23 protein-coding genes are annotated in these 23,973 nt (G+C 50.2%); 21 read left to right on the top strand and 2 right to left on the bottom strand.

Annotation, left to right across the window (positions count from 1 at the left end; translation table 11 throughout):
* The first annotated feature begins 116 nt into the window (after positions 1 to 116).
* From pap to DW819_RS02660, 15 genes are all read left to right on the top strand, one after another.
* Entirely contained in the window at positions 117 to 1,595 is a 1,479-nt protein-coding gene (pap, locus tag DW819_RS02730) for a polyphosphate:AMP phosphotransferase (protein ID WP_118731963.1), read from the top strand.
* Positions 1,596 to 1,599: 4 nt separating this feature from the next.
* Positions 1,600 to 2,007: a DUF3842 family protein gene (locus DW819_RS02725; protein ID WP_118731962.1), complete on the top strand. Its 408-nt coding sequence runs from the start codon at positions 1,600 to 1,602 to the stop codon at positions 2,005 to 2,007.
* Positions 2,008 to 2,348: 341 nt separating this feature from the next.
* The gene (gene larE, locus DW819_RS02720) at positions 2,349 to 3,098 is read left to right on the top strand and encodes an ATP-dependent sacrificial sulfur transferase LarE (protein ID WP_118731961.1); all 750 of its coding nucleotides are present in this window, start codon (positions 2,349 to 2,351) and stop codon (positions 3,096 to 3,098) included.
* Positions 3,095 to 3,862: a nickel pincer cofactor biosynthesis protein LarB gene (gene larB, locus DW819_RS02715; RefSeq protein ID WP_118731960.1), complete on the top strand. Its 768-nt coding sequence runs from the start codon at positions 3,095 to 3,097 to the stop codon at positions 3,860 to 3,862. Before larE ends, larB begins: the two co-directional genes overlap by 4 nt.
* A gap of 52 nt (positions 3,863 to 3,914) precedes the next feature.
* Positions 3,915 to 5,276 carry a nickel pincer cofactor biosynthesis protein LarC gene (gene larC, locus DW819_RS02710; RefSeq protein WP_118731959.1) on the top strand — a complete coding sequence of 454 codons (1,362 nt, stop codon included), beginning with the start codon at positions 3,915 to 3,917 and terminating at the stop codon, positions 5,274 to 5,276.
* Positions 5,277 to 5,403: 127 nt separating this feature from the next.
* The gene (locus DW819_RS02705; protein WP_118731958.1) at positions 5,404 to 6,207 is read left to right on the top strand and encodes a class I SAM-dependent methyltransferase; all 804 of its coding nucleotides are present in this window, start codon (positions 5,404 to 5,406) and stop codon (positions 6,205 to 6,207) included.
* 15 nt (positions 6,208 to 6,222) lie between these two features.
* Positions 6,223 to 7,164, top strand: a complete 942-nt coding sequence (locus DW819_RS02700; protein WP_118731957.1) for an ABC transporter permease — start codon at positions 6,223 to 6,225, stop codon at positions 7,162 to 7,164.
* On the top strand, positions 7,161 to 8,015 hold the full coding sequence (locus DW819_RS02695) for an ABC transporter permease (RefSeq protein WP_118531201.1): 855 nt from the start codon (positions 7,161 to 7,163) through the stop codon (positions 8,013 to 8,015). Before DW819_RS02700 ends, DW819_RS02695 begins: the two co-directional genes overlap by 4 nt.
* Positions 8,015 to 8,800: an ABC transporter ATP-binding protein gene (locus tag DW819_RS02690; RefSeq protein WP_118731956.1), complete on the top strand. Its 786-nt coding sequence runs from the start codon at positions 8,015 to 8,017 to the stop codon at positions 8,798 to 8,800. Before DW819_RS02695 ends, DW819_RS02690 begins: the two co-directional genes overlap by 1 nt.
* A gap of 1 nt (position 8,801) precedes the next feature.
* The gene (locus DW819_RS02685) at positions 8,802 to 9,575 is read left to right on the top strand and encodes an ATP-binding cassette domain-containing protein (protein WP_118531203.1); all 774 of its coding nucleotides are present in this window, start codon (positions 8,802 to 8,804) and stop codon (positions 9,573 to 9,575) included.
* A 52-nt stretch (positions 9,576 to 9,627) separates the two neighbouring features.
* The gene (locus DW819_RS02680; RefSeq protein WP_118731955.1) at positions 9,628 to 11,247 is read left to right on the top strand and encodes an ABC transporter substrate-binding protein; all 1,620 of its coding nucleotides are present in this window, start codon (positions 9,628 to 9,630) and stop codon (positions 11,245 to 11,247) included.
* A 21-nt stretch (positions 11,248 to 11,268) separates the two neighbouring features.
* The gene (locus DW819_RS02675) at positions 11,269 to 12,030 is read left to right on the top strand and encodes a class I SAM-dependent methyltransferase (RefSeq protein ID WP_118531206.1); all 762 of its coding nucleotides are present in this window, start codon (positions 11,269 to 11,271) and stop codon (positions 12,028 to 12,030) included.
* A gap of 365 nt (positions 12,031 to 12,395) precedes the next feature.
* The gene (locus DW819_RS02670) at positions 12,396 to 12,860 is read left to right on the top strand and encodes an Hsp20/alpha crystallin family protein (RefSeq protein WP_118725562.1); all 465 of its coding nucleotides are present in this window, start codon (positions 12,396 to 12,398) and stop codon (positions 12,858 to 12,860) included.
* A 126-nt stretch (positions 12,861 to 12,986) separates the two neighbouring features.
* Positions 12,987 to 13,451, top strand: coding sequence for an Hsp20/alpha crystallin family protein (locus DW819_RS02665; protein ID WP_118731954.1), 465 nt, complete (start codon positions 12,987 to 12,989; stop codon positions 13,449 to 13,451).
* A gap of 327 nt (positions 13,452 to 13,778) precedes the next feature.
* On the top strand, positions 13,779 to 14,231 hold the full coding sequence (locus DW819_RS02660) for a hypothetical protein (protein WP_147353157.1): 453 nt from the start codon (positions 13,779 to 13,781) through the stop codon (positions 14,229 to 14,231).
* 63 nt (positions 14,232 to 14,294) lie between these two features.
* Here DW819_RS02660 and DW819_RS02655 read toward each other — a convergent pair whose 3' ends face one another.
* On the bottom strand, positions 14,295 to 14,522 hold the full coding sequence (locus DW819_RS02655) for a hypothetical protein (RefSeq protein WP_118731952.1): 228 nt from the start codon (positions 14,520 to 14,522) through the stop codon (positions 14,295 to 14,297).
* 211 nt (positions 14,523 to 14,733) lie between these two features.
* Here DW819_RS02655 and glpK point away from each other — a divergent pair, with 211 nt between their 5' ends.
* Entirely contained in the window at positions 14,734 to 16,230 is a 1,497-nt protein-coding gene (gene glpK / locus DW819_RS02650) for a glycerol kinase GlpK (protein WP_118731951.1), read from the top strand.
* A gap of 72 nt (positions 16,231 to 16,302) precedes the next feature.
* Here glpK and DW819_RS02645 read toward each other — a convergent pair whose 3' ends face one another.
* Entirely contained in the window at positions 16,303 to 16,896 is a 594-nt protein-coding gene (locus DW819_RS02645) for a TetR family transcriptional regulator (RefSeq protein WP_118731950.1), read from the bottom strand.
* A 182-nt stretch (positions 16,897 to 17,078) separates the two neighbouring features.
* Between DW819_RS02645 and DW819_RS02640 the strand changes: the two genes are divergently transcribed.
* The 5 genes from DW819_RS02640 to DW819_RS02620 are packed head-to-tail and all read left to right on the top strand — an operon-like array spanning position 17,079 to position 23,804.
* On the top strand, positions 17,079 to 17,936 hold the full coding sequence (locus tag DW819_RS02640) for a hypothetical protein (protein WP_118731949.1): 858 nt from the start codon (positions 17,079 to 17,081) through the stop codon (positions 17,934 to 17,936).
* 39 nt (positions 17,937 to 17,975) lie between these two features.
* A complete protein-coding gene (locus DW819_RS02635; RefSeq protein WP_118731948.1) occupies positions 17,976 to 20,234 on the top strand; it encodes an MMPL family transporter in 2,259 nt (752 codons plus the stop codon).
* Positions 20,235 to 20,255: 21 nt separating this feature from the next.
* Positions 20,256 to 22,316: a hypothetical protein gene (locus DW819_RS02630; RefSeq protein ID WP_118731947.1), complete on the top strand. Its 2,061-nt coding sequence runs from the start codon at positions 20,256 to 20,258 to the stop codon at positions 22,314 to 22,316.
* 46 nt (positions 22,317 to 22,362) lie between these two features.
* Positions 22,363 to 22,989, top strand: a complete 627-nt coding sequence (locus DW819_RS02625; protein WP_118731946.1) for a cytidylate kinase-like family protein — start codon at positions 22,363 to 22,365, stop codon at positions 22,987 to 22,989.
* Positions 22,986 to 23,804: a hypothetical protein gene (locus DW819_RS02620; RefSeq protein ID WP_147353156.1), complete on the top strand. Its 819-nt coding sequence runs from the start codon at positions 22,986 to 22,988 to the stop codon at positions 23,802 to 23,804. Before DW819_RS02625 ends, DW819_RS02620 begins: the two co-directional genes overlap by 4 nt.
* The last annotated feature ends 169 nt before the right edge of the window (positions 23,805 to 23,973 follow it).

The raw sequence follows: 23,973 nt of genomic DNA, 5'->3' as shown, positions 1-23,973 counted from the left end.
GAACAGTAACAGAAGCAGTCTGCCAGACCGGATCATCCTTGTAGGAACGGGTGTTTCGTGTTATCCTAGATGTAAGAGATACCTGATGGCTGGGAAGACAAAAAAAGGAGATTTCTATGCTGAGAGAATGGGTGCCGGCCGAGATGCCGGAAGAGGAGGAGCTGAAAACAAGACTTGAGGCAGCCAGAGAGAAACTGGCGGTGCAGCAGCTGCAGATGAAGGAGAAAAAGGTTCCGGTCCTGGTATTGGTGGAAGGCTGGGGAACCTCCGGCAAGGGTTCCGGCATCGGGAGCATCATCCAGAATATTGATCCGCGCTTTTTCAAGGTTTTTGATATGGAAAAGAAAACGGAGGAAGATGCCAGAAAGCCGTTTCTGTACCGGCATTTTGCGAAGATCCCGGAAGCGGGAAAGTTTGTATTCCTGGATTCTGGCTGGATGGGAGAGCTGACGGGCGGATATCTGCAGGGAGAATTTTCTGAGAAGGAGTACGCAAAGCGGATCGAGAGTGTACAGCGGTTTGAGCGTCAGCTGACAGACAATGGGTACCTGGTAGTAAAGCTGTTTTTGAATATTTCCAGGAAGGAACAGGAAAGGCGGATCCGTCATCTGGCTGGGGAAAAGGATACGGCATGGCGGGTCGGCAGCTATGATCTGTGGCAGCATGAGCATTATGACAGGTGCCGGGATGTTTTCTCTGATTATTTAAAACAGACCAATCAGCCGTCAGCGCCCTGGTATATCATTGACGCAAAGTCCAGAAAGTGGAGAGAGCTTCAGATTATAGAGATCCTGACGCAGGGAATCGACATTGCGCTCAGCAACAGTCAGATGGCAGTGCCGCTTTTACAGAATGTGTTCCCGCTTGAGCGGATGCCGCTGCTTTCTGAAATTCCATTGGACAAGACGATTTCGGAAGAGGATTATAAAAAAGAGCTGAAGCAGCTGCGTCAGAGACTGGGCGAGCTGCATAACCGCCTGTACCGTAAGAAGGTCCCGGTGATCATTGCATATGAGGGCTGGGACGCAGCCGGTAAGGGCGGAAATATCAAGCGTATCACCAGTGCTCTGGATCCCCGCGGATACGAGGTGCATCCCATCGCAAGCCCGGAGCCCCATGAAAAGGCACGGCATTATCTGTGGCGCTTCTGGACCAGGCTTCCCAAAACAGGCCATATTGCCATCTTTGACCGGAGCTGGTATGGCCGTGTGATGGTAGAGCGGCTGGAGGGCTTTTGCAGCGAGAACGACTGGAAACGCGCTTACCATGAGATCAATGAGTTCGAGAAAGAACTTCACGACTGGGGTGCAGTCATCATCAAATTCTGGGTACAGATTGATAAGGATACCCAGCTGGAACGTTTCACTGAGCGGCAGAATACCCCGGCGAAGCAGTGGAAGATCACAGAGGAGGACTGGCGCAACCGCGACAAGTGGGATCGGTATGAGCAGGCTGTGAATGAGATGCTTGCCAAAACCAGCACCACCTACGCGCCGTGGCATATCCTGGAGTCTGTAGACAAGAAATATGCCCGGATCAAGGCTCTGAGGATTGTGGTAGAGGAATTGGAAAAGGCATTGAAAAAGGAAGAATAACATTATGAATATACTTGTAATCGATGCGCAGGGCGGCGGTATTGGAAAGCAGATCGTCAGCGCTTTAAAGAAACGTTACCCGGAGCAGTATATTACCGCAGTGGGGACCAACAGTCTGGCCACATCGGCCATGTTAAAAGCCGGGGCAGATGTGGCGGCAACCGGAGAAAATCCGGTCATAGTCTGCAGCCGCAAAGCCGATGTTATCATCGGGCCGGTGGGAATCGTCATTGCGGATGCGCTTCTTGGCGAGATCACGGCGGCTATGGCAACAGCCGTGGGCCGGAGCCAGGCCAAGCGCATTCTGGTTCCGGTGAACCATTGCGATAACTACATTGTGGGTGTGACGGATCTGAGTATGACGAAGCTGGTTGATGGTGTGGTGACGGAGGTGGGAAAACTGATTGGCTGATCAGGTACTTGCCATGAAAAAAAGATTGTGCTATAATTTCTCTCGTAAATCGGGCAGCACGAAGCTGCCATGCAGAGGCTGAAGCTTCTGATTGGTAAAAGCAGTAAGAAGAGATCTTGGATATAATATAGATATCTGAATTTTGCAGGTGATGTGTCCGTATTTTAATTTAGAATGATGTATGCACAGGAAGGCATACGGCTCTTTCAAGAAGGGCCGCATGCCTTTTTTGTTTCATAGGAAATTGTATTGCTCCGCAGGGATGCACATTCTTATTTGTCCTGGCGGCATGCTGTTTGCCGCAGGCGGGATCAGTACTTTGAGAAGGAGAGGACTTAATTATGAACTTACAGGAATTTTTCAAAGAAAACCCGAAGGTCGCGCTGGCCTTTTCCGGCGGTGTGGATTCTTCTTATTTGCTTTACGCAGCCATGAAATACGGTGCGGATGTGAAAGCCTACTATGTAAAAGCACTGTTTCAGCCGCAGTTTGAGATGGATGATGCCATGCGCCTGGCAGAGCAGTTAAAGGCACCGGTGCGGGTGCTCCGGGCAGATGTACTGTCTGACCCGGTTGTGGTTTCCAACCCGTCTAACCGCTGCTATTACTGCAAGAAAGTTATCTTCAACATGATCATGAAGGCGGCTGCGGAGGATGGCTATACGGTACTGCTTGACGGAACCAATGCCTCCGATGATGCAAGAGACCGTCCGGGCATGAAGGCATTGCAGGAGCTGGAGGTAAAATCTCCGCTGAGAGAATGCGGTCTTGTAAAATCCGAGATCCGCAGACTTTCCAAAGAAGGCGGGCTTTTTACCTGGGACAAGCCGTCATATGCATGTCTGGCCACCCGCATTCCGACCGGATGCGAGATTACGGCAGAAAAGCTTCAGAAGACGGAAGCAGCAGAGGATTTTCTGTTCTCCCTTGGCTTCAGTGATTTCCGTGTGCGGATGATGCCGAACGGTGCAGCCCGCCTGCAATTGCCGGAAAACCAGCTTCCGCTTCTCATGGAAAAGCGGGCAGAGATTCTGAACGAGTTAAAGAAGCACTATCCGGCTGTGCTTCTGGATCTGGAGGTGCGCGGATGAACAGCGAGATCAGAAAAACACTGGAAGCAGTGAAGAGCGGCGAGCTTAGCGTGGATGACGCACTGCTCGCGATTAAGAAAGAGCCCTTTGAGGATATCGGTTACGCGAAGGTGGATCTGCATCGTGGGATCCGTCAGGGAGCGGCTGAGGTCATTTACGGAGCCGGAAAGACACCGGAGCAGATGGTGGGGATCATTGGCGCAATGCTGGAGCATGAGGTAAAGACGATCCTGCTCACCCGGCTGTCTGAGGAAAAGGCAGCTGAAATTCGAAAAACATATCCACAGATGGACTATCGGAAAGACGCAAGGATTGGCACCATCGGTCAATTTCCTGCAGCGGATGGGCTGGGAAAAATCGTGGTAGCAACTGCGGGAACCTCGGATATTCCGGTAGCAGAGGAAGCGGCACTGACAGCCGAAGCCCACGGCAATGAGGTGGTGCGCCTGTATGATGTGGGAGTAGCCGGACTTCACCGACTGCTGGCTCACATGGATGAGATCATGAGTGCGTCCGTCATTATTGCCATTGCCGGAATGGAGGGCGCGCTGGCCAGTGTCATTGGAGGCCTGGCAGACTGCCCGGTCATTGCGGTTCCGACAAGCATCGGATATGGGGCATCTTTTGGAGGCGTGTCCGCACTGTTATCCATGCTGAACTCCTGTGCCAGCGGAGTTTCGGTGGTGAATATTGATAATGGATTCGGAGCCGGATATCTGGCAAGCATGATCAATCACATGACAGGCACAGAAAGTAAGAAGTGAAAAATTGAGAAAGTGTGACTGTACAGAACAGTCACGAAGAGGGGATTGCGATATGAAGACATTATATCTGGAATGTGGAATGGGCGCTGCAGGCGATATGCTGACTGCGGCTTTACTGGAACTGATGCCGGACCCGGAGGCAGCTGTGACAGAATTAAACGGACTGGGGATTCCTGGTGTGCAGTTCAGCAAAGAAGCCGTAAGCAAGTGTGGAATCGGCGGAACTCATATGACCGTGAAGGTACATGGGGAGGAAGAGTCCGAGGAGATGTTCCATCACCATCATGAGCATCACGATCACTTACATGAGCATGAGCACGATGATGAAAGCGCATGCCATGAGCATCATCATGATCATGAACATATCCATGAGGGTCATGAGCACCACCACGATCACACCCACGAACACAGCCATGAGCACACCCATGGACACACTCACGAGCATGCCCACGAGCACGGTGATGATGGTCACACGCATCATCATCACAGCAGTCTCCATGACATTGAGCATATCGTCTGCGGTCACCTGAACATTCCGGATCAGGTGAAGCAGGATGTGATGGCAGTTTACGGCCTGATTGCGGAGGCGGAGAGTCATGCCCACGGCGTTCCGGTTACGGAGATCCATTTTCACGAGGTGGGAACCATGGATGCCATTGCGGATATCACGGCAGTCTGCCTGCTGATGAACAAGATTGCTCCGGATCAGGTGATCGTTTCCCCGGTTCATGTGGGAAGCGGTCATGTGCACTGCGCTCACGGCATTTTGCCGGTTCCGGCTCCGGCCACTGCTTATATTTTAAATGGTGTGCCGATGTACGGCGGCGCAGTGAAGGGCGAACTCTGCACTCCGACCGGCGCAGCGCTGTTAAAGCATTTTGCCACCCGTTTTGGTGATATGCCGGTGATGCGGACCGCGGCAATCGGTTATGGCATGGGCAAGAAGGACTTTGAGCAGGCAAACTGCATCCGTGCAATGCTGGGTGAGACGGAGGATGCCGGAGACAGTGTACTGCAGTTAGAGTGCAATGTGGATGATATGACGGCAGAGGAGCTTGGGTTTGCCATGGAAACGATTCTGGCAGCCGGTGCGCTGGAGGTTTACACCGTTGCGGCGGGCATGAAGAAATCAAGACCGGGGACGATCCTGTGCGTTCTTTGCCATGAGGATGCGAAGGAAACACTGGTACGGGTGATTTTCCGGAACACAACCACCATTGGTGTGAGAGAGCACCGCTGCAGCCGTTATACCTTAAAGCGCAGCTTTGAGACGGTTCAGACTCCTTATGGAGATGTGCAGAAAAAGCTTTCATCCGGTTACGGAGTGACCAGGGAGAAATATGAGTATGAGGATCTGGCGCGGATCGCCAGAGAGCAGGGCCTGTCCCTGGCAGAGGTGCGCAAAAGTATCTGATATAAAACAAGGCTGTGTGCGCAGCAGCACAGAAACAAAAAGTGGCAGCAATGTGGATGGGAAGCTGGTGAACAGTTAAACAGCTGAACAGAAAGAAAACTGCCGCGGAAACGGGAGAACTTGAGAGGTGCAGGAACATAATAATCAGGATACGATATTGGATGCCCTTACGTCTTACTGGACGGACCGGGCAAAGAGTTACAGTGCGCAGAACATTGCAGAGATGAATGACTGGCGCAGGGAGGCATGGAGAAAGCTGATTCTCTCCCACGCGCCGCAGAAAGAAGTGCTGCGGGTGCTGGATATTGGCACCGGTCCGGGATTTTTTGCCATCAATCTGGCGTTGGCCGGGCATGAGGTAACTGCAGTCGATGTGACGGAGGAGATGCTGCAGTACGCGAAAAGCAATGCGGAAAGCTATGGGGCAAGGGTGGATTTTGTTCTTCACCGGGGCGAGTTTCTTCCGTTTAAAGATGGAAGCTTTGACCTGATTGTCAGCCGAAACGTCATCTGGAATCTGGAGTATCCGGAGCAGGCCCTGGAGGAATGGGAGAGAGTCCTTGCGCCGGGCGGACGCATGATATATTTTGATGCCAATTGGTATTTGTATCTTTATGATGAGGAACTTCGCGCCCGGAAGAAAGCTGCGGAGGCGGCCTTCCGCGCAAAATACCCGGTTCACAATTATGCAGGAAATATGTCAAAGGCACGGGTGCTGGAACTGGAGCAGACCGCTTATGCGCTTCCACTTTCGAAAGAAAAACGCCCCGAGTGGGATAAAAAGGTGTTAGAAAAACTAGGTATGCGGATGGTTGAGGTCATTGAGGACATTGGCCCTGGCGTGCAGGATCCGCTGGACTGGGAGCGGGACAGTCTGAATCATACCTTTATGATCTGTGAGGAAAAGCCGGTAACGGCTGATCAGGGATGAAAGAGGTAACGAAAATTGAAAAAATATATAGGAAAGCGGCTGCTGCAGCTGATTCCGGTGTTGTTTGGCATCACTTTTTTGTCCTTTGCCATGATGCGCGCGGCAGGCAGTGATGCCGTGATGGAACTCTATGGAGACAAGGGTGCGGTTGCTCAGGAAATCATTGATGCCAAAAGAGCGGAGCTTGGGCTGGACCAGCCGTTTTTCACCCAGTATCTGGCCTGGCTTCGTGGAATATTGACCGGAGATATGGGAATCAGCTATGTTTCGGGAAAAAATGTGTTTGATACCTTTGTTTCGAAACTGCCTGCAACCCTGTTGTTAACGGCGTTATCTATGGGCGCAACGGTTGTATTCTCTATTCCATTGGGGGTTCTGGCTGCGGTGCGCCATGATAAGTTTACAGATTATTTTTTGCGCTTTTTCAGCTTTGCGGGCAATTCTATGCCAAATTTTTTTGTGGCTTTGCTTTTGACGCAGTTGTTTTCTATTCACTGGAAGCTGTTCCCGGTTATTTCCGGCGGAAATACCGTGCAAAGCGCGCTGCTTCCAACGCTGACACTGGCCATTGCCATGTCTGCCAAATATATGAGGCAGGTGCGCGCAGCGGTTCTGGAAGAACTGAACAAGGATTATGTCATGGGAGCCAGCGCAAGGGGCATCCGGCCTGGCGTGATTCTCTGGAAGAGTGTATTGAAATCTTCGATGCTGACGATTATTACTCTGATGGCTCTGTCCATTGGCAGTCTGTTGGGCGGAACCGCGATCATTGAAAGTATTTTTATGTGGGACGGTGTAGGGAAACTGGCAGTCGATTCGATTACCATGAGGGATTATCCGATGATCCAGGCCTATGTTGTCTGGATGGCGGTGATTTATGTGTTGGTAAATCTGATCAGTGACCTTCTTTATCATGCACTGGATCCCAGAATTCGTCTGGGGGTAAGGGAAGAATGAACAATGTGACAGTTCGAATTCAGAAAAAATACCGTGACAGCGTGCGGATGCGCCTGTTTGTGTTCGGAACCCTGGCAGGGCTTCTGGTGATTGCTTCCGCTTTTTCTCGGTATCTTACCCCATATGATCCCTATTTACAGGATTTAAGCAATGTTAAGGCGGCACCCAGTGCCCTTCATCTTCTGGGCACAGACCGTTATGGGAGAGACATGCTTTCCAGGGTGATAGCCGGAAGCAGAGCCAGTGTGTTTTCCACGCTGCTGCTGGTGTCGGTGATTACCGTTGTGGGCACAGCCGTGGGCATTCTCTGTGGCTGGCGCGGCGATTTCACGGACACTTTTTTCATGAGGATCTCAGATGTCTTTCTTGCCTTTCCTGGCCTGGTGTTCGCGCTGGCGGTGGCAGGCAGCTTTGGCGGCGGACTGCATAACGCGATCATTGCCCTGGCAGCCATTTCCTGGCCTAAATATGCGCGGATTGCCCGCAGCCAGACCCTTGCCCGGAAAGAAACGACATGGATGCGGGCGGTAAAGCTTTCCGGCAGCGGAACGTTCAAGATTATTCTGAAACATCTTCTGCCGAATATCATGGGGCCGGTACTGGTGACTTCCATGCTGGACATCGGAACCATGATGATGGAACTGGCGGCGCTGAGTTTTCTGGGACTGGGGGCCAAACCTCCGGTTCCGGAATGGGGCAGCATGATGAGTGACACGCGAAGCCTTATGACCATATCTCCCTGGATTACTTTTTCACCGGGAATCGCGATTTTTCTTTCTGTTATGATTTTTAATCTTCTGGGTGATACGATCCGGGACTACGCGGATCCAAAGAGCCGGGGAGGAAACTAATGGTGGAACATTTATTAAGATACGATCAGGTGGATATATCCTACCGGGGAGAGCTGGCGGTAAAGCAGGTAAGCTTTGCGGTAGATCCGGGAGAGATACTTGGAATTGTAGGAGAAAGTGGCAGCGGAAAATCTACACTGATTAAGGCCGCCATGGGACTGTTGAGTCAGGAGGGGCTGGTCACCCGGGGCGATATCTGGTATCAGGGAAAAAATATCACAGATTTACCAGGGAGAGACCGCCGGAGACTGAATGGGCCGGAGCTTGGCTATATTTTTCAAAACGCGGGCAGCTCCTTTTCACCGATTCGCACGGTGGGAGTCCAGTTATACGAAACGATGAAGGAACACAGCCGGATCTCGAAGAAAGAATTTCAGGACAGGGCACTGGAACTGCTGGCAAAGCTTGGTTTTTCGGATGGCATGAGAATCTTAAAAAGCTATCCTTTCGAGCTTTCCGGCGGTATGCAGCAAAGGGTCGGAATTGCCGCGGCGATGCTTTTAAATCCGCGGCTCCTTTTGGCGGATGAACCAACCTCGGCGCTGGATGTTTCGGTGCAGAAACAGGTGGTAGAGGAGATACTGATGGTGCGGAAAAGTTTTGGCACAGCTATTGTGATAGTGTCCCATAATTTGGGGGTCATTGAAGCCATGGCAGACAGGGTTCTGGTGATGAGAAATGGAGAAATGCTAGAATATGGAGAAACCAGGAAGATTCTGACGGATCCGCAGACAGCATACACAAAGGAATTGCTTGCAGCTGTTCCGCGCTTAAGGAGGAAGTAAGATGGGGCCAATTCTGAAGGTGGACAATCTGTCAAAAGTTTTCTTGCGGGGCGGACAGCAGCCGGTTACAGCGGTAAAAAATGTCAGTTTTGAGCTGATGCCAGGAGAATGTCTTGGCGTGCTGGGAGAGAGCGGCAGCGGAAAAACGACTATGGTAAGTATGATTACCCGATTACTGGATGTTACAGTGGGGCAGATTATTCTGGATGGTCAGAATATCACAAACCTGCGGGGAAAGGAACTTCGCAGTGTTTATAGAAAGATGCAGATGGTTTTTCAGACTCCGGCAGATTCCTTTGATCCGAGAAAGACACTGGGGGATGGAATCGGGGAAAGCCTGAGAAATGCCGGAATGTCCAGGCGGGAGACCCGGGCAGAAGTGGAACGGCTATTAGAGCAGTGCGAACTGTCAAAGAAATTCGCCGACCGTTATCCGCACCAGGTCAGCGGTGGGCAGTGTCAGAGGGCGGCCATTGCTCGGGCGCTGGCTATTCAGCCAAAACTTCTGATCTGTGATGAGGCGACCTCAGCTTTGGATGTGACAGTTCAGAAGGAAATCATCGATCTTCTGAATCAGCTGCGCCTCGCGCAGGGAAAACATCTGTCCATTCTGTTTATCTGTCATGATCTGTCACTGGTGCAGCAGTTCTGTGACCGTGTGCTGGTCATGTATCAGGGAGAAATTGTGGAACAGGGGAAGCCGGACGATGTGATTCAGAAACCAGAACATGCGTATACCAGGAGACTGATTGACAGTGTTCTGGAGTTTGAATAATCCAGAGTCAGGAATGATACAGATAAAAATTATATGAAGGAGAAAAAGATCTATGAGAAAGACAATCGCTGTATTCCTGTGTTTGGGGGTTACAATAGGGATACTGGCCGGATGCGGCAGCAGGGCCGGGAGCACAGAGAGTATAGAGCATGCAGCAGATACAGGGCAGGCAGCAGCCGGTACGAATACAGAACCGGCCGGCAGTTCGGATTCACGAAAGACCATGGTGATCGGAGATACGACATTCAACTCAGAAAACTGGGAAGAGACTGTGAATCCACATGAAACCTACAATGGCTGGGCCTGCATCCGCTATGGCGTGGGCGAGACGCTGGTTCATTACAGTGATACAATGGAGCTGGAGCCGTGGCTGGCAAAATCCTGGGAGAATGATGGAGACTGTACCTGGACCGTTATCCTGCAGGACGAGGTTACCTTTTCAAGTGGACGGAAGATGGACGGCGAGGCGGTGAAGCAGTGTCTGGATCATCTGCTGGAGGTGCATGACAGAGCTCCGCTTGATACGAAAATCGTGGATATTCAGGCAGACGGGCAGGTGTTGACGATTACAACCAGTGAGCCGAATCCGGCCCTAATGAACTATCTGGGAGATCCTTATGGCTGTATTATCGACGTGGATGCCAGTGATTTTGAGAGAGGAATTGTAGCCGGAACCGGTCCGTATGTAGTGAAAGAGCTGGTTACGGATGACCACCTGACTCTGACAAAAAATGAAAATTACTGGAATGGAGCGCCAAAGATTGATGAACTGACGATCAGGACCATGTCTAATGGCGATACCTTATCAGCCGCGCTGCAGTCCGGTGATATTGACGCAGCCTACGGCATGGCGTATGAGGCTTATCCAAACTTTGAAAATGATAACTATCAGTTTTCATCCGTCCAGACCTCTCGTGCGTTTTTTTGCAGCATGAATATGACAAGTCCTGTGATCCAGGATGATGCCGTGAGGAAAGCCATTGCCATGAGCATTGATAAAGAAGGGTTCGTCACTGCTCTGCTGGATGGTCATGGGGTGGCAGCAAACGGAGCGTTTCCAGATGGCTTTGCCGGTTTTGGCGGTGAACATGTGAAGACAGAAAGCTATAATCCGGAAGGAGCCAAAGTCGTTCTGGAAGAGGCTGGCTGGGTGGACACCGATGGTGACGGTATCCGGGAGAAAGACGGCGTGAAGCTGGTAATCCGCTGGCTGACTTATCCAAGCCGTCAGGAACTGCCGCTGCTGGCGGAGGCTGTTCAGGCCAGTTTGAAAGAGGTTGGAATGGATGTGGATATCAACTGCACCGCAAATCGCCGGGAATTTCTGGCGGATATGTCCAGCTTTGATATTTATGCGTCGGCTCTGGTGACGGCACCGTCCGGAGATCCTCAGTATTTCTTTACTACGAGCTGTCAGCCGGGAATGAACTATAACTTTGGTGCTTACGATAATTCAGAGGTTACAGCGCTGATTGAGCAGCTTTCGATGGAATTTGACACGGAAAAACGCGCAGAACTGGCAATTGAACTTCAGCAGAAGATTCTGGATGATCACGCGTACATTTTCTGCTCATTTCTTCAGATGAATATGATCTCAAGATCCAATGTGAAGAATTATACGGCCCATGCCTGTGATTATTACCAGGTTACGGCGGATCTGGATATCAATTAGTTTTATGAGAGGTATTTTGTAATGTTAACACAGGAACAGATCAACGAAGACTGGACAGTCCGGTCTGACAATTACAACAATTATGTAGAAGAGGAGTTTGCGACGAACCGACCGGAAAAGTGGCTGGAGCTGATCGAGTCCCAGGCACCGGCAGAGCGCCCTTTACGGATTCTGGATGCCGGATGTGGACCAGGTTTTTTCTCTGTGCTGCTGTCAAAAGCCGGTCATCACGTGACTGGCATTGACGGTTCGGAGGGGATGCTTGCGTATGCCAGAAAAAACGTGGCTCATTATGGCGTTTCACCGGAACTTCTGCAGGGGGATTTTGGCGCGCTGCCATTTCCGGATGGAACTTTTGACCTGGTGGTCAGCCGGAATGTGACTCACATCATCCGGGAACATCTGAAGGTATATGGGGAGTGGCTGCGGGTTTTGAAACCGGGCGGCGTGCTGCTGATCTTTGATGCCAACTGGCATCTTCCTTATCAGCCGGGGCCGGTGCGGGAGGAGGCTATCCGCCGGGAGCGCGAAGGCCTGAAAAAATATGGCCGCGGATACACCCACGATGGCTCCTATGAGTACATTGACAGCGAACTGGAACCGGAAAATTATAGAGTATTCGGAAAAGCCCAGCGTCCGGATTTTGACATGGGCGTATTAAAACAGCTTCCCTGTACGAATGTATCCTTTGAGCGTGACGTGACAAAGGAGCTTTGGAGTGAGAGGGAAAAATTCTTTTATGCTGCCACGCCGCTGTATATGCTGCGGGCGGAAAAAGTATAAACGGGAGAAGAAAGAGCAAGCTGTAATAATCTGAGAGACAGTCAAGGAAGCGTGAAACTTTTGCGAAAGCAGAGGTTTCACGCTTTCTTGTGTTTTTGTCCAATATCAAATGTGCAAGATCAGTGCGCATAACTTCGTAATTTTGCTAAAACGTGCAATGTTATCTTGCACAAAACGAAGTTCACAAAAAGTTCACAAAAAATTAGCACTCAATACTTGACAGTGCTAATAATGCGTGCTATAGTACATGTAGAACAAAGGAAGGGGATACAGAGGGAACAAAGAAAGAGGTTCCCGGAGGTCTCTGAAAGATCCTGGTTCCAAAGAAACAAGGTTAAGCATAGATAGAAAAGGAGAGATGACTTATGTTAATGCCGAGTATTTTTGGTGAGGATATGTTTGATGACTTTATGAGAGATTTTCCATTCTTCGATGAGAATGCAGGTAATAAAATAGAGAAGAAACTTTACGGACGTCATGCAAAGAATATGATGAAGACCGATATCAAGGAACAGGAAGACGGCTACGAGCTGGAGATGGATCTTCCGGGATTCACAAAAGACGAGATTACCGCAGAGCTGAAAGATGGTTACTTAACCATCAGCGCATCCAAGGGACTTGATAAGGACGAGCAGGAGAAAGAAACCGGTAAGTATATCCGCCGTGAACGTTACGCGGGTGCGTGCCAGCGTTCCTTCTATGTAGGTGAAGATATCACCGAGCAGGACATTAAGGCAGAGTTCAAGCACGGTATCCTGAAACTGTTCGTTCCGAAGAAGGAAGCACAGCCGAAGGTAGAAAATAAAAAATACGTAGCCATTGAAGGCTAATACAAATGACTGAAACTTCCCCGGAAAACAGTAAGGCTGCCTGGCCGGGGAAGAAACCGCAGCCATAATATAGAAGACTGAATTTGATAATAAGTAAATTTTAGATAGATAAAGGAGAGATGACTTATGTTAATGCCGAGTATTTTTGGTGAGGATATGTTTGATGACTTTATGAGAGGTTTCCCGTTCTTCGATAACAGCGCAGAGAACAATGTTGAGAAGAAACTATATGGTCACAACGCCAAGAACGTTATGAAAACCGATATCAAAGAGCTGGAAGGCGGCTATGAGCTGGAGATCGATCTTCCGGGATTCACGAAAGAGGAAGTCACCGCAGAACTGAAGGATGGCTATTTAACCATCAGTGCCGCTAAGGGACTTGATAAGGATGAGCAGGAGAAAGAAACCGGTAAGTATATCCGCCGTGAACGTTATGTCGGTGCGTGCCAGCGTTCTTTCTACGTTGGTGAAGATGTGACCGAGCAGGACATCAAGGCTGAGTTCAAGCATGGTATGCTGAAGCTGTTTGTTCCGAAGAAGGAAGCAAAACCGGCGGTAGAAACCAAGAAATATGTTACCATTGAAGGCTGATGCGTAAGCAGGCTGAGATGGCAGCAGAACCGCATGAGAGAAAGTGAATAAAAAGTCCACGGGCCAGTAAATGTGCTGGTCCGTGGACTTTTTGCGTGCTTGTAAAAGCCAGCGTCCGGTTGCTGTCCCATATCTGCATTTGAAATCTTAAGAAAAAAGTTTCCTTTCTTCATAAAACGATGACAATTTGGACACAATTTTATTGTTCAATAGGAGTGGCTGTGGAGATAGACACAGTTACAGATCGCATATGCATCAGCAGCCGGAAATGCTTTCAGATCGAGGAAAAACAGATTCCGTCTGCTCAAAAAAGAAAGGTTGGTTAAAATGAAAAAAAGAGCATTGATTATGATGAGCACCGCAATGGTCATGGTATTTGCAGCAGCTTGTTCTTCAAAAAATACCCCGTCTGCTACAGCAAGTGAGACAACGGCTACAGTGGCAGAAACAACACAGCAGGAGACCACAAAGGCAGAAAGCACAGCCTCTGCTGAGAGTCTGAACACAGATGAAGCAAAGGATTCAGAGGAATCTAAGGCAGATTCTGCCGCAGATCAGGAAGAAGCAAGCATGACAGGCACGATCAGTGACATCAAGGATTTCATGTTTACCATCACATTTGATGGTCAGGATTACGGCTTCAGCTTTGATCAGAATGAGAAGCCACAGGGGTTAGACAGTGTGAAGGATGGTGATACCGTGATGGTAACCTATACCGGTACGGTAAATACCGTGGATGCCTTCACCGGAAAAATCCTTTCTGTTGAAAAAGTAGATTAAGAGGGAAGTATTTGGCAGGTCTGTACAGTGAATGCGCAGACCTGCCAAACAACATTATATGCTTCAGGAAGCACTGTAGGAATCTACCGTAATGGTATAGCAGCTGCTTCCTTTTTTTATTACCGTTCCATCACTCTTTTTGATGGTGACGTTTGCGCTGCCTTCACCGCCGTTGTCATCCGGTCTGCCCTTGCCGTCCGGCGCTTCTTTGCCATCTGGCGCGCCATTTCCGTCATTGTTTTCATTCTGTCCGTCCTGATCTTTGTTTGATGTGCCCAGTATAAAGAACAAAGCGTTAAATTCACAAAATGTTCATAAAAACAATAAAATTCTGATAAAATTAGAAAAAAAGAAATATTTTGCAACAAATCAACTGTACGAGTGCGGAAAAAAATGGTATGATGCAAGAAAGAAAATAAACTGGGAAAACAGCTTTATCGTTGAGTTTTTAGGATAATAGAGTAATGATCAGACAAAATCTTATATAAAGGGGGAACCAATCATGGCAGATTATATTATGGCACTGGACGCGGGGACAACCAGCAACCGCTGTATTCTTTTCAATAAAAAGGGCGAGATCTGCAGCATGGCGCAGCGGGAATTTCACCAGTATTTTCCACAACCTGGCTGGGTGGAGCATGACGCGGATGAGATCTGGGCCAGCATGCTGGGAGTGGCCGTGGAGGCTATGAGCCGCATTGGCGCAGAAGCAGCAGACATTGCGGCGATCGGTATCACCAATCAGAGAGAAACCACCATTGTATGGGATAAGGAGACCGGTGAACCCATTGCCCACGCCATTGTCTGGCAGTGCCGCCGTACCGCAGCCTACTGCGATTCCCTGAAGGAACAGGGCTATATGGACAGCTTCCGGAAGAAAACGGGACTTGTCATTGACGCGTATTTTTCCGCTACCAAGATCAAATGGCTGTTAGACCATGTGCCGGGAGCAAGGGAGCGGGCGGAGAAGGGTGAGCTTTTGTTTGGCACAGTGGAAACCTGGCTGATCTGGAAGCTGACCAAGGGCGCGGTACATGTAACCGATTACTCCAATGCTTCCCGCACGATGCTGTTCAATATCAATACTCTGCAGTGGGATGATGAAATCTTAAAGATCCTGGATATTCCGAAATGCATGCTGCCGGAGCCGAAGCCGTCAAGCTGCGTATACGGGGAGACAGAGCCTTCTTATCTGGGCGGAGCCATTCCTATTGCCGGGGCAGCGGGAGACCAGCAGGCGGCGCTGTTCGGTCAGACCTGTTTTGAGGCAGGGGAAGCGAAGAATACCTATGGAACAGGCTGTTTCCTGCTTATGAACACCGGAGAAAAGCCGGTATTCTCCCGAAACGGGCTGGTCACCACCATTGCCTGGGGACTGGACGGAAAGGTGGATTATGCGCTGGAGGGTTCCATCTTCGTGGCCGGAGCGGCGGTCCAGTGGCTGCGGGATGAGCTGCGGCTGATCGATTCGGCAGAGGATTCCGAGTATATGGCAAAAAAAGTGAAGGATACCAACGGCTGCTATGTGGTTCCGGCCTTCACCGGTCTTGGTGCTCCGCATTGGGATCAGTACGCCAGAGGAACTATTGTGGGTATTACCCGGGGTGTGAACAAATACCACATCATCCGGGCTACACTGGAGTCTATTGCCTACCAGGTACATGACGTACTGGTGGCCATGAAAGCGGATTCCGGTATTGACCTGACTTCCCTGAAGGTTGATGGCGGAGCCAGTGCCAACAATTTCCTGATGCAGACCCAGGCAGACTTTATCCAGGCACCGGTGAAGCGGCCCTCTTGTGTAGAGACAACCGCCATGGGCGCGGCCTATCTGGCGGGACTTGCAGTGGGATACTGGAAGAATCAGGAAGAAGTCAAGGAAAATCAGGAGACAGACCGGATCTTTACGCCGGAACTGGATGAAAAGACCCGCAGGACCATGGTCCGCGGGTGGGAGAAGGCGGTTCGCTACGCATACGGCTGGGCGCGGGAACGCTGAGTGCCACAATCGGATCAGGCTGCAGGAAGTGCAGTCTGGTGATAAAAAACACCGGAGCGCTGGGCATAAGGCTCAGGACTCCGGCGGTGCAAAAAAGTCACGTTCAATAAACAGGCATACATTGTCGACAAAGCTGTCCGGGTCACAGGGTTCTTCCTGATCGAGATAGCACTGTACAATATTAAAATAAAAATCTGTCATCAGGCTGGTGAATATAGGGGCAGGAAGCTTCAAGCGATAGCCCTTTTGTTCAGCAGCCTGAATTTTATCATTCATAATGCGGATGAGGCCGGTGCGGATGATGCGCATCAGGTCACCGTCCTGATTGGCATGGTAGATTTTCTGGTACAGAATCCGGTTCTCGCCGATAAGATGCAGCAGGATCAGCAGGAAGTCCCGCACGGAAGTGCGGTTGGTGAAATACATGACATCTTCATTCAGGCCAAGCTCATCTAGCATAGAGCCAAGGCAGTAATGGAGCAGGTCATATTTATCCTCAAAATAGCGGTAAAACGTAGAACGGGAAATCAGCGCGGTATTGCAGATGTCGGTCAGTGTGAGCTGCTCAAAAGGCAGGGCTGCAAGCTGGGAAAAGAGAGCACCCTTCAAAAGCGCGTAGGTGCGGCGGGCGGTAATACTGGTTTTCCGGGATGTAGACTGTGCCATAATAACCTCCGTGATCGATGAATTTGCGCATGAAAAACAGCACAGGTTCACAATGTATAAAACTGGACAAATCTAAAACAAGTGTCTCATTATGAACATTCCAAACAAAACTGATACTTGTGTATTTTAACATATACATAGATAATAATGCAATAAAATGAAGAGGAATTCTGGAGGTTTTTATGGATTATCGAGATAAATTGCACAAAAACAAACAGTTCTTAACGAACCCTTTGCGTGTCGCACTTTTTGCGGTTGGGTTGGTGCTGCTGCATCAGCCGGTGGCGGCGCTGGCGGCTGCGTCCACCATTGAGGCAGGAAGCGGTGCTGTGGCAGAGACAAAGCCGGCGTCTGTATATGGAACGACAAAAGTAATCGATTCAGAAGAAACAGAAACGGCCCGGGCAAACTGGGTAAAGGAGGGCGACGACTGGTATTATCTCCTGCCGGACGGCAGCAGGAACCGGCAGGATCTGCAGTTTGACAATGCCCTTTATAAATTTAACTGGAACAGCTCCTTAAAAACGGCCCAATGGGTACCGAATACCGGCGGCGGTGCGTATCCGGTGTTCTGTTACGATGAAGAAACGCAGTTTTTATTTGACCAGTTAAATGACGAGAAAAAGGATCTGTATTTTGACGAGTATCCGGACCGGGAAGAGGAGTACGGTAATGATGAAAAGCGGCAGTACGACCGCTATGCCGGATTTATCATGGATGAAAAATTGAATCAGGCAGCAGCTCACCGTCTGGAAGCAGCGCTGGCAAATGGTTACAGCGGTGACGCGATTCCCGGTGAGGGAACCTTAAAGGATTACCTGGAAAAAATTTCCTACCGGAAAAATTCCAGCTGCCGGGAGCTTTACCTGCGGGGCCGGGAGGATGCGGACGATGCCTTTGACAAGCTCATCGGCAAGACCCAGGACAAATATGATTCCAGCGGAAAACGGAAAGATTCCCTGGATTATTACCGGCGTATCGGCATGGCCCATGCGGAGAAAGACGGAGAACACTATTTTATGGTGATCCTGATGCGGTAGAAGTGAAAAGAAAAAGGGAAAGAGGAGCAGAGATCAGTTATGGAAGACAAAAAATCCCTGAAAGATAAATTAAAAGCGCATCTGCCCCACAAAAGGGGAGCGGAAGAGAAGCAGAAAAAAGGCGCGGAGGATACCGGCTTTACCATTCGCCTGGCGCGCTTTATCATTGAAAAGCGTGCCTGGATCGAGTCGGTGTTCGTTGCAGGCTGTATTTTCTGCGCAATTGCCATGCTGTTTGTAAATGTAAACTACGACCTGACCAAGTATGTGCCTTCCACAGCCCAGTCCAGCATGGGACTGGATGTGATGAAGAAGGAGTTTGGATATCCTGGAACAGCCCGGCTGATGCTAAAGGATGTAAGCCTGTACGAGGCGAAGCAATATAAAGATAAGATCCAGGCCATTGATGGTGTGGATCAGGTCCTCTGGTGCGACACCACGGTTAATGTTTACGCAGGAGAAGATTTCATCAATATGGATGATATCAAAGACTACTACAAAGACCGCTGTGCGGTTATGGATATCACTTTTGATGAGGAATCAGATTCCCCGAAGACCGAGGCAGCTATCGATGAGATGAAAGCCATCACCGGAGACAAGGGCTGCTATGTCGGTATGGCAGTGCAGAACAAATCCCTGATCCAGACTACCCATGAGGAGATGAACAAGATCCTGGTGGTCGCGGTCATCATGATTTTTGTGGTACTTTGTCTGGCGACCACCGCATGGACAGAGCCGATCCTGTTTTTGCTGGTCATGGGTGTGGCGGTACTTTTGAATAAGGGAACCAATATATTCATCGGTACGATTTCCTTTCTGACCGATAATGTAGCCATCATTTTACAGCTGGCAACCTCCATGGACTATTCCATTTTCCTGCTGGATGCCTACATGAACTGGCGTGATACCGGACTTTCGGAGGAGGAAGCCATCGTCAAGGCAGTTGAGGAAGCCATCAACTCCATTTTTGCCAGCAGCCTGACTACCGTAGTCGGCTTCCTGGCATTAGTTACCATGAAATTCAACATTGGCTTTGATATGGGACTGGTTCTGGCAAAGGGTATCATCTTCAGTCTTCTGACGGTGGTACTGTTCATGCCGGCCATGATCCTGAAATTTACCAGATGGAATGATAAGACCAAGCATCGTTCCTTTTTCCCAGACTTTACCAGATTGGGAAAGGGTGTGTACCATATCCGGTATTTTGTTCTGGCGGCGGTGCTTCTCATTACCCCGCCTGCTTATGTGGCTCAGCAGATGAACAATTTCCAGTACGGAAACAGCGCTGTGGGCGGTGCTCCGGGAACTCAGGTATACGCGGATGATCAGGAGATCACCGCAAAGTTCGGCCGAAGCAATATGATGCTTCTGATCTATCCGAACACGGATCCGGTGGCAGAAAAGATGCTGTCCGATGATCTGGAAGCTCTTCCATATGTCAAGAGTGTAACTTCCATGGCCAACACACTGCCGGAGGGTATACCGGAGGATTTCCTTCCGGATTCTACCGTCAGCCAGCTTCACACGAAGGACACGGCACGGATGCTTTTATACATAAGAACCAAGGGCGAGAGTGACAAATCCTTCGAATATACGGATCAGATCCGGGATCTCATGAAGAAATATTATCCGGAGCATTCGTACGTGGTCGGAGAGACTCCGTCTACCCAGGATATAAAGGAAACAATTACGGACGATAACGCGCGGGTAAATCTGCTGACGCTGCTGGGTGTATTCCTGGTTGTAGCTTTCAGCTTTAAGTCAGTTCTGATCCCAATCGTGGTTATGATCCCGATTGAAGTTGCCATCTTTATCAACATGGCAGTTCCGTATGTGCAGGGCGTGGATATGATCTACATGGGCTACATTATTGTCAGCAGTATCCAGATGGGTGCGACGGTAGACTACTCGATCCTGCTTACCAACAATTATATCGCGAAGCGTGCAACACTTCCGAAGAAGGAGGCCTGCATTGAGGCGGTGACCCGGTCCTGTTCCTCTGTTTTTACATCCGGCGGCATCATCACCCTGGCAGGATATATTGTATATCTGATTTCTACGACGGCGGCCATTGGAGATCTGGGACATCTGATCGGACGAGGAGGCTTCCTGAGTCTGGTCCTGGTACTGACTCTGCTTCCGGCACTTCTGGTGCTGACTGACGGACTGGTCATTGAGAAAAAATGGAAAGGCTCTAGAAGAAGAATCCGCGAGCGCTATGTGACCAGAAGGCAGCAGTTCCATGAGCGGGCAGAGCAGATCCGGACGAAGCTGGAAGAACACAGGAAAGAGAAATAAGGGCAGCAGGAGGAGAATGTCATGAAGAAAAGATATCAGAGACTGGGTGTCATGGGGCTGGCGGCAGTCATGGCATGTACCGGCACGGTTCTGCCGGTGCTTGCCGGCCAGGCATCTGTGGCTGTAGATGAAAATATGTATGTAAACCTGGATTACTATGGAAACGTAGACCGGGTCAATGTGGTGAAGGGCTGTGATCTGAATGGCCAGACCACGTTCACCGATTATGGCAATTATACAGCGGTGACCAACATGTCCGATTATACGGAGCCGGTCATTGAGGGAAACAAGGTAACCTGGAACGTGTCTCCGGATTACAAGGGGCGCTTCTATTATAAAGGCGAGCTGGATGCGAAGAAGGTGGCACTCCCATGGAACTTTGATGTTTCCTATAAGCTGAATGGCGTGCCGAAAAATGCAGACGAGCTGGCGGGTGCTTCCGGACTCATTGAGATCCATATCGACGCGAAGTTTAACGACAGTGCGGATGTGAATGAATATTATAAGAACAACTTTGTTCTGGCCGTAGCAGTTATGGTGGATACCAATGACTGTTACAGTCTGGAAGCAGACGGCGCCCAGAAACAGACCGTCGGCGGCAACAGCGCCGTTGTGTTTACGGCGCTTCCGGGCGAGGATGGAGACTTCACCGTCCGCATCGGAACGGACAGCTTTGAGACCAGCGGCGTGTTCATGGCCATGACTCCGTTAACCGGCAGTGATCTAGAGCACGTGACCGACTTAAAGGAAGCAAAGGATACCTGGAAAGAGAGCGGCGATCAGATGCACGACAGCATGCAGCAGATGGCTTTGTCTGTTGAGGCCATGCGGGACGGCATTCATTCTTTACAGAGCGGCATGAACTCTGCGGAGGGCGCAAGACAGGCCTGGAGTGGTTCAAAAGACAGTATTCTGGCAGGCAATGACCGTGTGATTGAGACCTTAAGCGCTGTCTCGGATCAGCTGGAAGCGATGATCCCGCATATCGAGACCGCCAAAGAGGCGGCAGATGTAGCGCATGACAGCCTGGGCGATATCGTAAACACGGTGCGCGAGATGCAGGATCCGTTAAATAAGCTGCACAGTGCACTGAAGGGAATCAAGAGTGGGTCGGAAGATATGTCCGGCCAGGTTTCTCCGCTGAATCAGCTGATGCAGCAGATCATTGCGCTGGACGCAACGCTGCAGGCCAGCGAGCAGGCTTATGTAACGGCTCTTGGAACCATGGGTGTCAGCTTTCAGAATGTGGATGATGACTATTATATGGACGAGGACTGGGAGGTCGATCTTTACGATGACCGCGCTGCCTCCCCTAGCAATGCCGGAAGCACCGGCAGTGTATCTGGTGTGGCAGGCGGCATCACCCTGAATCAGCTGGAGCTTCTGCAGACTCTGATGGCGAAGAAAGCAGCACTGGAGAAATTGTCCGCAGCCAGCAGCAAACTGGCTTCTGAGCTTTCCGGCCTTTTGGACGATGTGGCAGATGCAGCCAAATACACCTCTGAGCTGACGGACAGCCTGGAGATGCTGACGGAGGACACAGCAGCCCTGTATGATTCGATGGACAGCTACTATCCGGATCTGCAGGCATCTCTGGATGATTCAGAGGAGCTGCTAAACCGTACCACCGAAGCCATGAATACCAGTATCAGTACGGCGGCGATCGTACAGAATACCTTAAAAAACAGCAGTGATAACCTGGATGCGGCTACCCGCGACAGTATCCGCGGTACCTTGGAGCTTCTGGATAAGAGCTTAAGCGTGCTGGACAGCACCGCTTCCATCCGCCATGCAGGCGTGACCATGAAGGAGGCCATCGATAAGGAATGGGATGACTTAGATGGAGATACCCGTTTCCTGAACATGGATCCGAAGGCGGAGAAGGTATCCTTCACATCCGATGAGAATCAGGAGCCGGAATCCGTACAGATCATCCTGCGCACCGCAGAGATCAGCCTGGATGATGATGATGAGGTTCTGGATGCGGAGACTGAGGCAGCAAGCCAGAGCCCGCTGCGCCGGATCTGGATCGTGATCGTGAAGATGTGGAAAGCATTTGTGGAAATCTTCCGGAACAGATAGAAAAACTGTGGATAAATGGAAAATTGGACAGGGGGTTTAGAAGCATATGAAAGGAAACCGAATCATAACCATAGGACGTCAGATCGGAAGCGGCGGCAGTGAGATTGGCATGGAGGTGGCAAAACGCCTTGGAATTCAATGCTATGACAGGCAGCTGATCGAGATGGCCTGCGATTACGGAGAACTGGATCAGGATATTCTTGCGGAAGCGGAGGAGAAGCGGCCGAATCCATTTCTCTACTCTGTGCCGCGTCAGATGCAGAATGATAAGACCGGAAGAGGCATTGCCATCAATGACATGGTATTTAATCTGCAGTCGGAGGTTATCCGGCGGCTGGCAGAGAAGGAGTCTTGTGTGATCATTGGCCGCTGTGCCGATTATGTGCTGCGGGAGCAGCCGGGCGTGACTTCCATATTTATCTATGCAGACATGAATGTCCGGATCGCGTGTCTTATGGAAAGACGCAGGATCACCCGGGATGAGGCCATTACGCTGATCAAAAAGACTGACAAGAGTCGTCGGAATTACTATGAATGTTATACCGGGAAACGCTGGGGTGCCGGTGCCAGCTATGATGTCACCTTAAACAGTGCGGAGCTTGGTCTGGACACCTGTGTGGATCTGATCTGCAGTCTTTATGAACGGAAACAGGAAGGAGCCGCAAAAGAGTGATGAAACAGACAACGAAACGGCTTCTGGTAAGCCTGGCCGCTCTCATCTTATCCGTTGGAGCGGTCTGCACCAGCTATGCGGCATCGGATAAGCGTAAGGTCGGTAAAATGGATCTTGTGTTTGATTCCAACCTGGGTATTGGTATAGAGGGCAGTTCCCTTTCCGTCACTGCGGAGGGAGCAAATACGGACCGCTACTATATCAGTGACACAGAGGTTGTAAACGAGGATTCGGATGATTTCAGCGACAGCAATCCGCCGGAGATTGAGGTGACTCTGGTGGTGGCAGATGAAGATCAGTGGTATTTTGCCAGCGCTTCTTCTGATGCGTTCCGCTTAAATCTGGCAGCTTCGTCAAAGAACCGCTACGACAAGGTTCAGTTTGTCAGCGCAAAGCGGTCGGAAAAAAACACAATGTTGACGTTACGGGTAAAGCTAATTTACGATAAGAAGTCAAAGCTTGATAACCGTTCCGCCATTTCTCTGGCGCAGAATGCGGCATCTTCGTCTGCCGGCTTCGGCTGGGACAGCGCTCATCCGGGCACCGCATCCTGGAATGCGGAGGAATCCGCACGCTATTACCAGATCCAGCTGGTCAGAAACGGCATTGATACCGGCATCATGCGTTCGGTATACAAAAACCATTATGATTTTTCATCCCAGATGACAGAGCCGGGGGAGTACTGCTTCCGTGTCCGTACCGTGCGCCAGAGCAGCCACAACAAGAGTGAGTGGGTGACCTCAGAGATATGGACAGTGGCCGCAGTGGAAAACGAGGAAAACAGATCGGATGTGGTCAATGCCGGGACAGAGTAAAACCAGATTGCAAATAGGATATTGAGTTTTGCGTGCGTTTCCTGTATGATGGATGTGCGCAGCGAAGAAAACAGACGGCTGTAGATGTGGCCGTCTGTTTTTTCGATGCAGAAGCAGGAAACGGAAAATATTTTGTCCATGGAACGCGGGAAGATGCGGCATGGACAGG

Origin of the sequence: Clostridium sp. AM33-3, from assembly GCF_003480315.1 — a bacterium.
Taxonomy (GTDB): domain Bacteria; phylum Bacillota; class Clostridia; order Lachnospirales; family Lachnospiraceae; genus Brotaphodocola.
The sequence above is the reverse complement of the archived record's forward strand: the minus strand, read 5'-3'. Positions and strand labels throughout refer to the sequence as shown.

Excerpts from the sequence above, each read along its gene's own strand:
- pap (WP_118731963.1), top strand. The coding sequence starts at position 117 with ATGCTGAGAGAATGGGTGCCGGCCGAGATGCCGGAAGAGGAGGAGCTG.
- DW819_RS02725 (WP_118731962.1), top strand. The coding sequence starts at position 1,600 with ATGAATATACTTGTAATCGATGCGCAGGGCGGCGGTATTGGAAAGCAG.
- larE (WP_118731961.1), top strand. The coding sequence starts at position 2,349 with ATGAACTTACAGGAATTTTTCAAAGAAAACCCGAAGGTCGCGCTGGCC.
- larB (WP_118731960.1), top strand. The coding sequence starts at position 3,095 with ATGAACAGCGAGATCAGAAAAACACTGGAAGCAGTGAAGAGCGGCGAG.
- larC (WP_118731959.1), top strand. The coding sequence starts at position 3,915 with ATGAAGACATTATATCTGGAATGTGGAATGGGCGCTGCAGGCGATATG.
- DW819_RS02695 (WP_118531201.1), top strand. The coding sequence starts at position 7,161 with ATGAACAATGTGACAGTTCGAATTCAGAAAAAATACCGTGACAGCGTG.
- DW819_RS02690 (WP_118731956.1), top strand. The coding sequence starts at position 8,015 with ATGGTGGAACATTTATTAAGATACGATCAGGTGGATATATCCTACCGG.
- DW819_RS02685 (WP_118531203.1), top strand. The coding sequence starts at position 8,802 with ATGGGGCCAATTCTGAAGGTGGACAATCTGTCAAAAGTTTTCTTGCGG.
- DW819_RS02680 (WP_118731955.1), top strand. The coding sequence starts at position 9,628 with ATGAGAAAGACAATCGCTGTATTCCTGTGTTTGGGGGTTACAATAGGG.
- DW819_RS02675 (WP_118531206.1), top strand. The coding sequence starts at position 11,269 with ATGTTAACACAGGAACAGATCAACGAAGACTGGACAGTCCGGTCTGAC.
- DW819_RS02670 (WP_118725562.1), top strand. The coding sequence starts at position 12,396 with ATGTTAATGCCGAGTATTTTTGGTGAGGATATGTTTGATGACTTTATG.
- DW819_RS02665 (WP_118731954.1), top strand. The coding sequence starts at position 12,987 with ATGTTAATGCCGAGTATTTTTGGTGAGGATATGTTTGATGACTTTATG.
- DW819_RS02660 (WP_147353157.1), top strand. The coding sequence starts at position 13,779 with ATGAAAAAAAGAGCATTGATTATGATGAGCACCGCAATGGTCATGGTA.
- glpK (WP_118731951.1), top strand. The coding sequence starts at position 14,734 with ATGGCAGATTATATTATGGCACTGGACGCGGGGACAACCAGCAACCGC.
- DW819_RS02645 (WP_118731950.1), bottom strand. The coding sequence starts at position 16,896 with ATGGCACAGTCTACATCCCGGAAAACCAGTATTACCGCCCGCCGCACC.
- DW819_RS02640 (WP_118731949.1), top strand. The coding sequence starts at position 17,079 with ATGGATTATCGAGATAAATTGCACAAAAACAAACAGTTCTTAACGAAC.
- DW819_RS02635 (WP_118731948.1), top strand. The coding sequence starts at position 17,976 with ATGGAAGACAAAAAATCCCTGAAAGATAAATTAAAAGCGCATCTGCCC.
- DW819_RS02630 (WP_118731947.1), top strand. The coding sequence starts at position 20,256 with ATGAAGAAAAGATATCAGAGACTGGGTGTCATGGGGCTGGCGGCAGTC.
- DW819_RS02625 (WP_118731946.1), top strand. The coding sequence starts at position 22,363 with ATGAAAGGAAACCGAATCATAACCATAGGACGTCAGATCGGAAGCGGC.